This is a genomic window from Ruegeria sp. AF5 (assembly GCF_056541905.1).
Genome location: NZ_JBQFYZ010000006.1, coordinates 15174 through 28337 on the forward strand (window position 1 = coordinate 15174; position 13164 = coordinate 28337).

The window sequence follows — 13164 nt, forward strand, 5'->3', positions numbered from 1 at the left end:
GGCAACATGTCTCAGGACCTGAGGGGCTGGCTGAGCGCAATTGGATTAAACGAGTACGCGCAGGCCTTCGCAGACAACAAAATCGATTTCTCCATCCTGCCTGATTTGACGGCCGAGGATTTGATCGAAATTGGGGTGACGGCCGTCGGTGATCGGCGGCGGCTGCTGCGCGCCATCGAACAGATTGATGCCAGCCAAACCTCAGCAGAACCTGAATCTGCTGCACAGCTCGAGCCCGCGCGGCGACAGGTTACTGTGATGTTTGCCGATCTGACCGCATTCACGAAACTATCCAGCGAGCTGGATGCTGAAGATCTGCATGCGCTGCTGAATCAATTCTTTAGCAAAGTGGACAATGTCGTCGAAAAATACGGTGGTCGTATAGACAAGCATATCGGCGATGCGGTCATGGCCGTCTTCGGAGCGCCGATTTCACACACCAATGATACCGAAAGGGCCGCGCGTGCTGCTGCCGAGATACATGCAGCTCTGCCGACCTTGTCACCGCCGCTTTCCTGCCACATCGGTATTGCCTCGGGTCAAGTCATTGCCAGTACGACCGGAAGTCAGTCGCATACGGAATACACCGTTACAGGAGACGGGGTGAATCTGGCGTCCCGCCTGACGGATATTTCCGCGGGGGGTGAGACTCTGGTTTCACACGACATTCAGCGCGCGTTGGGGCCGCTATTCGTGGGCGAATCCATTGGTGTGAAGGCCATCAAAGGGCTGAATGATCCCGTTGAAGTCTGGCGTCTGGATCGATTGGCCCGGAACATTCGCACACGGCGTCACAAATTCATCGGGCGCGAGCGGGAGTTGTCGGTGTTCTCGGCCACATTTGACCGATGCAAGCGTCACGGCAAGGGCGAAGTCCATGTGATCCTGGGTGAGCCCGGGATCGGGAAAACCCATTTGTCCGAGCAAGTTGCTGAGCTGGCATCCGGCCAGTCCTACACGATCCACAACGGTGTCGTGATGGATTTCGGCGCGCGCGAAGGGCATTCGGCCATTCAGATGGTCGCCCGCAGTATCTTGGGTCTTGACCCGGCAGATGGCGCGGAAACAGGTGCCGCAGCGGCCAGGGAGACAATCGCCAGGGGCTGGGTCAGCCCTCCGAACGCCGCGCACCTCAATGCGCTGCTTGAACTGGAGCAGGATTCGGGACTGGCCGAGGTGTTTGCGGTGATGGACAACAAGACCCGCCTGCGCGGACGGCGGCAGGTCATTGAAGAGTTGCTGTCGGCCTGCAGCCAGGAAGCCCCCCTGCTGATCCAGATCGAGGACATCCACTGGGCTTCGCCCGAGATCCTGATGGCCTGCTCTCATATGGCGGCGGCAACTCGGGATATCCCTTGCGTGTTGATGATGACCAGCCGGGCCGAAGGCGACCCGATTGACCGGGAATGGCAAATGGCAACCGATGGCGCGCTGGTATCCAAGATGGAACTGGCGCCGATGGGCGAGGAACAGGCCAGACTGTTGGTCGAAGAATTCACGGCCATCGACCCCGAGTTGCTGGACACCTGCGTCAAACGTGCCGGGGGAAATCCGCTGTTTCTTGAGCAGTTGTTGCGCAATACGGATGTGCTTACACAGCAAAGCGTGCCTGGCAGTATTCAGGGTATCGTTCAGTCCCGACTGGATGCACTGGATCGAAACAGCCGCTCCGCCATTCAGGCAGCATCGGTACTGGGGCAACGGTTCTCTGCAGAAGTGCTGAACTTTATTCTGGGTGAAGGGCATCTGGATACGACCAGCCTGATCCGATCCGCGCTGGTCCGAGAGGCGGGGCCTGACCTCATGTTTGCCCACGCGCTGATCAGGGATGGATCCTATGCAACGTTGGTCAAATCCGAGCGTGCGCGCCTGCATAGGCAGGCCGCCAAGTGGTTCGAGGATCGCGATGCAACTTTGTGCGCACAACATTTGGATCGGGCAGGGGCGAATAACGCTGCACAGGCGTATCTGGAAGCGGCGGAAAAACTGATCCAGGCCTTCAGGTTCGACGATGCCAGCCCATTGATCGAACGTGCCCTGGAACTGCCGTCCCCTGCAGGTGTCCGGTTCGATCTGCTTTGCGCACGGGCTGAAACGCACAGGCTTCAGGGTCTTTCCAGCGACGCACTGCGTGAATTTCGGGAAGCTGCCCGTGTTGCCGAAACCGATGAGCAAATAAGCCGCGCGCATATCGGGCTTGCGCAGGCTGCGCGGCAAGCCAGCCTGTATCAGGACGCGCTGGAGGCGCTCGATCTGGCTGAATCCGCCGCCGAGCGTTGCGGGTCAGAGCGGGATGTGGCTCAGATCAACTACGTGCGCGGTAATGTCTATTTCCCTCTGGGCCGGGACAAGGAAGCGCTAAGCGCTAATGAACGCGCCCTGACGCTTGCCCGCAAACTTGGTTCTGCCCGCCTTGAGGTAGGCGCGCTAAGCGGATTTGGTGATGCAAACTTCATGAAAGCCACCATGAAGACAGCGACAGGCTTTTATACGCAAGCTGTTGAACGAGCGCGCGAAAAAGGGCTGGTCCGCGATCTGGCCGCCAATCTGCACAATCTCAGCGTCGCGCGCAGTTACACCGGGGACGTAGCACAGGGCAAGGCGGACGCCATTGAGGCCATCGAAGTCTCGCAAACGTATTTTGCCTTTGTTCCGGAATGCGTTGCACAGACCTGCCTTGGCGTGGCCGAGACCTTTTTGGGCAACCTTGATCAGGCACTGGAAGCGTTCAGTGTTTCAGCTGAAATTGCGGAACGCGTCGGTGCAAAACGCCTTGAGGCGCAGGCCCTTGAACATCTGGCGCGAACGCAGGTTTATGCCGGAAAGTTGGACCACGGTCGGGAAACAGGTCGTCGCGCGGTTGAAATCGCGCTTGAACATGGGCGGAACTTTGTAGGGCCCAAGGCCTTGTCGGCCCTGGCAATGGCCGAGGCCAACCCTGATGAGCAAACGCGCTTGTTGAACCTGGGGTCTGAGATCATTTCCGAGGGATGTGTGGGTCACAGTCACCTTCACTTTTACTCGGACGCCTGCGCCGTCATGCTGGCGCGCGGCGATTGGGACGCAGCAATTGAATATGCGGATGGGCTTGCAGCCTTCACGACTACCGAGCCTTTGCCAATGGTCGATTTATCCATTTGTCAAACACGACTTTTGGCTGAAAGCGGACAGCAGAACACTCCGCCAATACAACACGGGGGGTATGCCGATCTGACAACGCAGTTTGCCGCTATGGGTATCACGCAATCCCTTCTGGGTTCAGTGGGGTTTCTGGCTGATTAGGTGACACGGCAGGAGGCTGAATGAGCGTTGAAAGAAAGGTGTGGCTGATTTCTGGCTTGTTGACCCTTGGGCTTGGGGGTCTCTTGCTCAAACTTTGGATCGAACTGAATCATTTTGAGGGTGATCCCACTCAACTTCCGGATCAGGCATCAGTAGACGCATATCTGGAAAAACTGGATGCCGTGCCGGATTACCGCGTTAAAACGGGGATCTTCTTAAAATCATTCAGCTTTCTTGGTGCCAGCGACGTGCAGGTCACCGGTTACGTCTGGCAGCGCTACATCACAGGTGTTCATGATGAGATCCGTCCGGCCGAGGGTGAGATCGGTTTTCTTCTGCCGGAAGCGGTCGATACAGCAAACGGCCTGATCGAAGAGGCCTATCGGCTGCCGCAACAAGATGGGTTGCTGATCGGGTGGTATTTTGAACAAACCCTTCGGCAGAGTTTTGACTACACCCGCTACCCCTTTGATCACAAAACGGTCTGGGTGCGCTTCTGGCCCGCATCTTTTGACATCAATGTTGCGCTGGTTCCTGACTTTGAGGCTTATTCCGCGACCGGTCCGGATGATATTTTCGGCATCGACAGTCAGATCGTGATGGGTACGTGGGAACGTGAGAACACCTATTTCGACTATAAGTTGTCAAGCCTGGATACGACGTTGGGCATCGCTCAGAACGCCTATCAAACCAACATGCCCGAGCTGCATTATAACTTTGTCATCAAACGCAATTTCGCAAACGCGTTCATCGTGCACATGGTCCCGCTGCTTGTCGTGACAATGCTGCTGTTTGGGGCGCTGATGACCGTCACGCGCCGCGAGGGGCTGGCCGATCGGCATGACTTCAGCACGTCCAGTGTAATCGGAACCTGCTCGGTTCTGTTTTTCGTGATCCTGTTGGCCCATGTGCAGCTGCGTGAAGGGTTCGCAGGTTCTCCTGTGATCTATATGGAGTCGTTCTTTTTCCTGATGTACTTCATGCTGCTGGCAGTTTCGGTCAATACATACCTGTTTGCGTCCGACGTTGAGACGTCGTTGCGGATCATCCACTATCGGGACAACCTTATTCCCAAGGCCGGGTTCTGGCCGTTCGTCCTGCTTTGTATGGTGGTGATCACGGCCTATAATCTCAGTTCCAAGGAAAGCCCGAAACCGCCACCAGTCAGCACAGTGGAAAACTAGATAGCCGGCTCGAATCCGGGCTTGGGTTCACCCTGCGCCATATCCAGCGTGTAGTCGCTGATGACATCTGATTTGCCGTCACGCCAGTTTTGCATGTACTTTTCAGGATCGGCGATCACATAGGCGTAGGCGGGTTTCATCACGCCATCCAAGATCACGTTGATCTTTTTGCGGATATAGACGTTCTTGGACGAGCCCGGACCATGATAACCTTCCAGCTTGTCCAGCTCGTGCAGGCCCGATTCCGTCACCCGGTAAACCTCTCCGCTTACTTGTTTGCCCATGCCCTGCTGATCGACAAGGGTCGCCATTCGGTGCAGGAAGCCACAGTTCGGATTGTCGCAGTACGGTTCATTTGGAACGATCAGGGGCATTGGTTGCCGCGTGCGGGCAGGCCCGACGAAGTCATTCAAGACCCGGCTGTGTGCCTCATGGTTCGGGAACCCCTGTTTCAGGGAGCCGTATGTGAAATACAGATAGGTGGGTTCCTGAACGGCAATAAAGGTTTCGTCACGGCCCTGTTCCGCGTTTTTTATCTTAAGGTTGTGGTCTCGCGCCCAAGCATCCAGCATGGTCCGTATCTCGGGGGCGATATCAATGCCCTGAACAAATTTAATGCACGAGGTTGCATCCATGCCTTTGGCGCGCAACAGGATGTCGACCATCCTTGGGGCTTTGTTCATCACAGCCACATGCAATGCCGTGAAACCGTGATCGTTGACGATATTGACGTCGATATCGCGGTCGATCAAATCCTGTGCCGCTTCATAATCTGGCTTGCCCAGATCGTGACCGCCTTCGTTCAATTCGCCTTCGCCGCCAGCCGCATAATGCAGCAATGAATCGCCGTGGGCTTCGTCCACGATATTGACTCCCACGACACCTTCATCGATGGCGCGGAACACACGTTTCCATTCATTGATATCATCGGCGGCGGCAGCCTCTCGGGCCCATTTGCACACGCGGTATTTCTGGTCGTCCAGTTCTTCGAATGCGTCGCCCAGTGCTTCCATGATCTGGTCAGGCGTGGCCATCATACCAATCCCCATCCGGCCGTTGGACAGGCGGCCCTCCCGAGGGCCTATGAAATCGATGCCCAGCGTCTTCAGCCTTGCGACATTGTTCTGGGTGGTGATGTTGTTCCACATATTCGTGTTGCAGGCCGGGCACAGGATCACGGGCTTCTTCTGGTACTGCCACGCCACAAAGACAGAGGTCAGAAGGTTATCGGCGATCCCGTTTGCCACTTTGCCCATGGTGTTGCAGGTGATAGGAGCGACGATCACGCAATCGGCCCAGTCGCATAGCGCCAGATGAGACGCTCGCACCGGCATGTCGAATTCCATGTAACGGAAGTTCCATTCATCATCGTCGCGGTAATAGTCGTTATGGGTGATCTTGGCGTCGATCCGTTCAGCGCCGAAGTCCCGAAAAAACTTTTCAGCCGAAGTAGAAGGGATCAGTTTGACATTGTGTCCGGCGTCGACGATGCGTTCAACAAGTTCTGGTATCTTGTCTGCCGCCGATGACCCGCAGGCACAAAGCAGCACGTTGCGTTTGCCGCTGCTTACCTCGTTCATCACACCTTTGGGATAGCCGAACATGTTCTTGTTCAGGCTGGGTGTCTCTTCAAGCTTGGAAACGGGAAGACCCGCTTCGATCATGCGGTCCTGAAGGTGACCCGCCTTGATCATGTCCACAATGTCTTCCAGCTTTTCGCCTTTGCTGATGCACTGGCCTTGGAAAAACAGGTAGGGAACTTTGGGTTTTTCACCTAAAGATATCAGCTGACGTCGCATCTTTATCGCGTTGGGGTCGCGACCGCCCACATCCACCTGCTTTACGCTGGTCGCACCGATGTTTGAAAGAACACTTCTGAGCATGTAGGACCATGGGTCTTCATCTTCATAAAACAGAACCATAGGGTTGTTCCGGATAATGCTTGCGACATCTCCGGGGTCTTCGGGAGGCTCAACCGTTTCGATCACCAGCAACGCCGGGTTTTCCAGATCGCGCAGGCCGCGGAAGATGTTTCCGCGAGGGGCTTGCCAGACCTGTGACGTTGCGGGGCTCATGTCGACGATCGTCACAAGGTCGGTTGCTTCATCATATGCGATACACAGGCACCAGAATTCTTCGAGCAACGCGGTTTCCCGGTAAACGTTTACCGGCGGGTGGATGGCTTCGATCCCGGTGACCCGATTAAAGTCGATATTGATCATCAGGTGACGGTCCGTAATGGCGTCCAGGCCCTGAAGTTGCATCTTGAACCAGTCTTCGGGGGTATCGATCGATGTGTCCTCGCGCGTTCCGAAACTGCGAAGTGAACTGCTCAGGTGCACGTTTTCGGACCCGTTCAGGTATTTCTGGGCCATGTCGTGCATGTCCGCGGCCGTGGCCACCCGTGAGACAACATCCGTGAAAGAGGCTTCGGTGGCCCGCAGCAGCTCGTCTTCGTCCACCTTGTCATCGCCGTGAATGGCCAGGCTTTCCACCAACACACCTAAGGAGTTCATGTTCGGAGTGGCGCGGCGGAACAGGTTGCGCCGTTTCTTGGGGTCTTTTGCCAGATAGAGCGTGCTGTCGACATAGTTGCATCGTTGCTTGAATGTCTTCAGATGCGTCTTGACCGCGGCACGCGCCGAGAAGCGCAAAATACCACGCGACCGCATCGAGGTTCCGTCACGGTCCGACATCGCCTTCCAAAGCCGGTCTGCGGTTGTAACCCAAAGCTTGCCGTATTTCTCAGGATGTACGTCCATCATGTGCACCAGCCCAGTGCTTGGGTTGCACTTGGCGATGACGGCAAAATGCCCGCCCGGCATATTCGCTTTGCCATGGGCGACGCCGACCTGAAAATTCGCCACCAGAATATCGTTGTCACCACCCAGCCGGTTGGACTCGTCAATCGCATCCAACAACAGCTGCACGTTTGTCGTGTCCTCGTCCATGAAATAGGCCTGAACCTGAACCCTGTCCCGCAGGCCCTGCGAATGAATGTAGGTACACGCGACGTCAAACAGCTCACCCAGTGAGATACCGTCATTGACGACGAAAGACGAAGGCAGCGAGCATTCACGGAAAATGTCGTTCACTTCGCAACTGAAGCCCAACGCGGACATGCTGAGGGCGGCAGCCGTCACGCTGCAACAATTGATCGGCTGCTGGAAATTCTGCAATTGAACACTGACCAGATCGCCGAACATCGTGGCGAAGCAGGGTTGCCGGATTTCCTCTGGTACCTGACGCCAGTTCTCGCTGGACAGAAAGGCCAGCCGCGATCCGTCCAGCGCAAGCGCTTCGAGGCTGACGGGAATGTCCGATATCTGAAGGTGCTCTTCATAGAAATAGTCACCGACATCCGCGCTGGCCAAAGGATTTCCATTCTGCCGCAACTGAACCACACCGCGCAGAACAACATACATGCCGCTTGCTGGCAGAACCGTGTTGTCGGTCACCTCGATACATTCGAAATGAAGGTTAATAACTGACGGGTCGGCAATCTTGGCCTCGCCCGGCAGAACCTTGTATATCAGCTTCCAGTCTGCGTCATTTGGGATATATGATCTGGACGTTTCAATTTGATCTATAAGCACAACTGTTCCCCCCGGAGTTGCGTTTCAAATGTCTAAGTGCGGCCAGCCGGGGCTTTCGGGTTTTGCGATGTGCAGACACCCGTCATTCTGAATTAAGGGCGGGTCTGTTTTTGCCTGTCACTGGCCAGGGCCGGCCTGCCAAAGAAAAAGTATAAGCAAATTGGCCCAATTGGCTGCACAGTATCCGATTTTTGAATAAAAATCACGATGGCAGTGATGTTGGGTTTAGGCGGCCCGCTCCGGCAGGCAAATATGCGGTGCACCCTATGCACCGAAGGGGGCCGGAAAGCTGTCGGATTTCAGGCTGATCTTCCGTTTAATCGGCGAACAGGTAGTCCAGCCGCATCACCGCGCTGGCCTTTTCTTCGTCCACCCCTAGAAATTCGGATATGACAGCTACGTTTTCGGCGCGCTGGGCGGTTTCCCGCAGTCGCAGGTAATTGTCCAAACCGGCGGCGCGGATTTGTTGGGACTCGTAACTCAGATCGTTGCGAAGTGTCGGCAGCAGATGGGAAACAGTCTCGACTGGGCTGTTGTCCCCTGCCAATCCGACGCGGCGCGCATGTCCGATCAGGTATTCGTCCGAATATTCGCATTCGATCTCAAGCACATGGGTTTTGGCCTGATCACCGCAGAAATCCTGAACAACGTCCAGATTGGCCGGGTCGAGGCACAGAACCAACTGGTCTGATCCGAAACTTTCGAAAAGCATTCGTACAACGGCCCGCCGATGGCGCGAGCGCTTGGTCAGCGTCGTCTCAATACCGCCCAGATCAGGCAGTTGGGTATCCTCTTCGTTAAACAAGTATTCGACGCAAGGGATATCTGTTTCAGACGCGATCTGATCGACCAGCCTTTTGGCAACATGCCACTTCTTGCTGACGATCACGAACAGCTCTCGGTCAGGGCCCAGAACACTTTCGGCCTCCCAGAAACGTTGCCCGAACCGGCGCCCGATGCGCCCCCGGCCAGCCAGAAACGCATACAGGCTGCGCCCCTCGTTCGAGATGGGAAAGTCGATGCCCTCACTCGCGTAAAGTGAGCCGAGACGCTCTTTCAGCTCATGTGCCTCTGGGCTGATCTTGCGGGCAAACAAATAGTCCTGACCCAGAAGCATGTCATAGTGATCGTTGTAGAACGTGACGGGCATTCCATAATCCGAAAACATCAGAAATGTCGGTGTACGGTTTTCGATTTCGCCCTTCGGGATCAGGTGACGAACCAGCGTTTGAAAGAAGGTTTCATCGGGTATCCAAGTGGTCGAAAAAAACCGGATTATGTCCCTACGCTGCTGCAGAAGATCCAGGATCATCTCGACCGTTCGGCGGCGAAGACACCACCATTGGCTGCCAATCATCACCTGAAGGTCTTCAGGAATTTTGCGCGTCAACCCAAAACGCTTCTGCGTTTCGTAGGCGGTGTAGAATAGTTTGGGCTGGGCTCGTTCATTGAAATAATGGCGATAGATTAGCCGGTCTTCTTTCATGCCAGTCTTGATCCAGTCGCTTTCGAAAAAGTCGTGGCTTTCAATGAAATCCTTGTCGTGATTATCCAGAAACCGATGGGTGTATTCTGCCGTTTTGATCGCCATGCAATCACCGGACAGCATATAAAAATGCGTGGCGCGTGGGAAGGTTTCGACAGCAGCCTGCAGCGCGTTCAGCGTGGCCTGCACCAGCGACCACTCTCCCCAGCCGCATTTGATGCGCCTTTTTGCAAAGGTCACGTTCGGATTTTGATCCAGCGCGGAACGGATGCGCCCGTAAGCTTCGGGGCTGGCGCTGGCGTCAAAGTGGATCGCCATGCAATCGCCCGCAGCAGTCAGCTGTTCAGCCTGTGCAATGATTGCATCAGGGTCCTTATGGCACAACAATATATAGGCAATCTTAGCCATCGAGGTTAGGTAATTTCCGTTTCTGCCCGGTTTCAACCGTGATACTGAGGATGAGCGATTGAATAAACAGAATAATTTTGGTTCCTTGTTATCAAAAGCTGGCATATCGGTTTGAGACCAGACCAGCGTAGGAGGCACAGCAGATGGGTTTTCCCGGTACCTGGATGACCGAGAGCGAAAGCATGGTGTACCGCGTCGTGCCCAAATGCGCCTGCTCGACCATTGGACAGATCATGTATTATTCGGATCATGGCCAGTTCTTTGACGGCGATATCCATGACGCCAAGGATGGTATGCACAAGTGGGCCTTTGATCAGAGCCAGGACCTGATTTCCAAAAATGTGCGCGATCACGCCTCGTATTCCTTTACCTGTGTGCGCAACCCGTACACGCGTATTCTGAGCTCGTTTTTCGACAAGATCTGCGGGATCCAGCGTAACGGCAAACGGTATCGTGGCAATCTGGTGCCAACGCTGATCTACAATTACGGGATCGAAGTGGGCGGAGACGATGGCAAGGGAGAGTTTGACCAGATCGCCAGCTTTCGCCGGTTCCTGTTGTTTGCGCGTGATACCATCCGCTGGCGACGCCCGATGGACCCGGATATTCACTGGTCTGCCATGTCTGGTCATGTGTCGACCTTCATCGTGAACGGCGGTCGTTATGATCGGATCTTCTGGACCGAAGCGTTCAACGATGGGATGCAGGGGGTTCTGGATAATACCAAGCTGAAGCATTCAGTTTCGCTGTCCGAAATACCCCGATTCAACGAATCCGAAGGCCATGGACCCAAGCGCGCACATCCGGTTGAGGACTATTTCGACGACCTGTCGATGCATCTGGTCTATGAAATCTACAAGCAGGATTTCGAGTTGTTCAAATACGATTTCGAAAACCCGGCAAATAAGATGCCGATTGGCGAAATCGATCTGGACGAAATTCACGCCAAGCTGGGCGATTGATGGTTTGAGAGTTTGTATTTCGCTGCGTAAGTAAGTCACTTACGCAGCGCCGTCTTTTCGTCGCGATATCCACGTCAGAAAACCGCATCCAAGACTTCAGGCATATGTAGTTTATTTTTTGCCGCCGGCATTGTCGTTACCACGACCTCCGCCAGATGGGTTGTTAGTTTGTGAAGGGTACCCAGCTCCGTTTGGATCGTTTTGAGGTGCACCTTTTCCCATATCTTTTTTCCTTTGAATGTTGGTATTTTCCTCACAAATGAGTGAGTGAAGCCTATTTAAGTACGCAAAAGCTAGAAAACAACCTTAGCACGAGAAGATCTTGCGCAACACACCCAGAGCTGCAGGTGTGGCTCTGGGTCGATATCTATTTCGCAATCTCAAACCTGACGCACGGCTCCTTTTGCCGCGCTGGTGGTCAGCTTGGCATAGGCCTTAAGCGCAGTAGACACCTTGCGTTTGCGCGGCGCAGCAGGCACCCAGCCCTTTGCGTCCTGTGCTTCGCGCCGGGCGGCGAGCTCTTCATCTGAGACGGCCAGATGGATCGAGCGGTTGGGGATGTCGATTTCAATTGTGTCGCCATTCTGGACCAAACCAATCTCACCGCCTTCGGCCGCCTCGGGCGAGACATGGCCGATCGACAGACCGGACGTGCCGCCCGAAAACCGCCCGTCGGTCAGCAGGGCGCAGGCTTTGCCAAGCCCCTTCGATTTCAGGTAGGATGTCGGGTACAGCATTTCCTGCATCCCCGGACCGCCACGCGGGCCTTCATAGCGGATCACCACAACATCGCCCTCTTTCACCTTGCCGGTCAGGATGTCGCTGACCGCCTGATCCTGGCTTTCGCATACATAGGCTGAGCCGGTGAATTGCAGGATATTGGCATCCACACCAGCGGTTTTCACGATACAGCCGTCACGTGCGATGTTGCCGAACAGAACCGCCAGACCGCCGTCCTGACTGAACGCGTGTTCCTTGGACCGGATCACGCCACCCTTACGATCGGTGTCCAGTTCCTTGAACCGGTTCGACTGGCTGAACGCCTGTGTGGTGCGCACACCGCCGGGGGCGGCCTTGAACAGCTCCTGTGCCTTGGGGTTGTTGGCAATGGTGATGTCCCAGTTGGCAATCGCCTCTCCCATCGTGGCCGAATGCACGGTGCTGCATTCGTTGTGCAGCAGGCCCGCACGGCTGAGCTCACCCAGGATCGAGAAGATACCACCGGCACGGTGGACGTCTTCCATATGCACATTCTCGGTGTTCGGTGCGACTTTGCAGAGGCAGGGAACGCGACGGCTGAGGCGGTCCATATCGGCCATGGTGAAGTCAACCTCACCCTCATGCGCGATGGCCAGCAGGTGCAGCACCGTGTTGGTCGATCCACCCATGGCGATATCAAGGCTCATGGCATTTTCGAACGCATCAAAGGTGGCAATCTCACGGGGCAGAAAGCCTTTTTCGTCCAGATCGTAATGGCGCTTGGTGATCTCGACGATCCTGCGGCCGGCTTCAAGGAACAGTTCTTTGCGGTCCGCGTGCGTCGCCAGAGTCGAGCCGTTACCCGGCAGGGCCAGACCCAGTGCCTCAGCCAGACAATTCATCGAATTCGCGGTGAACATGCCCGAACATGAACCACATGTGGGGCAGGCGTTTTCTTCGATGTGCTGAACCTGTTCGTCGGTGAACTTGTCGTTCGCAGCGGCCACCATAGCGTCCACAAGGTCAATCTTCTTGGCTTCCAGATCGGCGATGTCGATCTTGCCCGCTTCCATCGGACCGCCTGAGACGAAAATGGCCGGGATGTTCAGACGCATGGCGGCCATCAGCATGCCGGGAGTGATCTTGTCGCAGTTCGAAATGCAGACCATAGCGTCCGCACAATGGGCGTTGACCATATATTCGACCGAATCCGCGATCACTTCGCGTGAGGGCAGCGAATACAGCATCCCGTCATGGCCCATGGCGATACCGTCATCCACGGCGATCGTGTTGAACTCTTTCGCCACGCCACCTGCGGCTTCGACCTCGCGCGCGACCATCTGGCCCAGGTCCTTCAGATGCACGTGACCCGGCACAAACTGGGTGAATGAGTTGACGATGGCGATGATCGGTTTGCCGAAATCGTCGTCACCCATACCTGTGGCCCGCCAAAGGCCACGTGCGCCAGCCATGTTGCGGCCATGGGTAGAGGTTCTGGATCGGTACATTGGCATGATGCTGTTTTCCCTGTTGCCTCGGGTTGCATA

Annotated in this window: 6 protein-coding genes; 3 read left to right on the top strand and 3 right to left on the bottom strand. The window is 55.6% G+C overall.

The genetic code is table 11. The features are described 5' to 3' along the window. Positions 1-6 precede the first annotated feature (6 nt). Positions 7-3282 (top strand): adenylate/guanylate cyclase domain-containing protein, encoded by a 3276-nt coding sequence (locus ACR0DS_RS10645; protein ID WP_480559491.1) that lies wholly within the window; start codon positions 7-9, stop codon positions 3280-3282. Positions 3283-3302: 20 nt separating this feature from the next. Next, positions 3303-4466, top strand: a complete 1164-nt coding sequence (locus tag ACR0DS_RS10650) for a hypothetical protein (RefSeq protein WP_480520108.1) — start codon at positions 3303-3305, stop codon at positions 4464-4466. On the opposite strand, the gene ACR0DS_RS10655 is transcribed toward ACR0DS_RS10650, so the two are convergent. Next, positions 4463-8062 (bottom strand): flavoprotein, encoded by a 3600-nt coding sequence (locus ACR0DS_RS10655; RefSeq protein WP_480559489.1) that lies wholly within the window; start codon positions 8060-8062, stop codon positions 4463-4465. The two genes, ACR0DS_RS10650 and ACR0DS_RS10655, sit on opposite strands and share 4 nt — an antisense overlap. A 316-nt stretch (positions 8063-8378) precedes the next feature. Continuing rightward, positions 8379-9956 (bottom strand): DUF5928 domain-containing protein, encoded by a 1578-nt coding sequence (locus tag ACR0DS_RS10660; RefSeq protein ID WP_480559487.1) that lies wholly within the window; start codon positions 9954-9956, stop codon positions 8379-8381. Between the two features lie 143 nt (positions 9957-10099). Here ACR0DS_RS10660 and ACR0DS_RS10665 point away from each other — a divergent pair, with 143 nt between their 5' ends. Next, entirely contained in the window at positions 10100-10918 is an 819-nt protein-coding gene (locus ACR0DS_RS10665) for a sulfotransferase family protein (protein ID WP_209599235.1), read from the top strand. A gap of 380 nt (positions 10919-11298) precedes the next feature. Here ACR0DS_RS10665 and ilvD read toward each other — a convergent pair whose 3' ends face one another. Next, positions 11299-13131, bottom strand: coding sequence for a dihydroxy-acid dehydratase (gene ilvD, locus ACR0DS_RS10670; RefSeq protein ID WP_480559485.1), 1833 nt, complete (start codon positions 13129-13131; stop codon positions 11299-11301). Positions 13132-13164 lie beyond the last annotated feature (33 nt).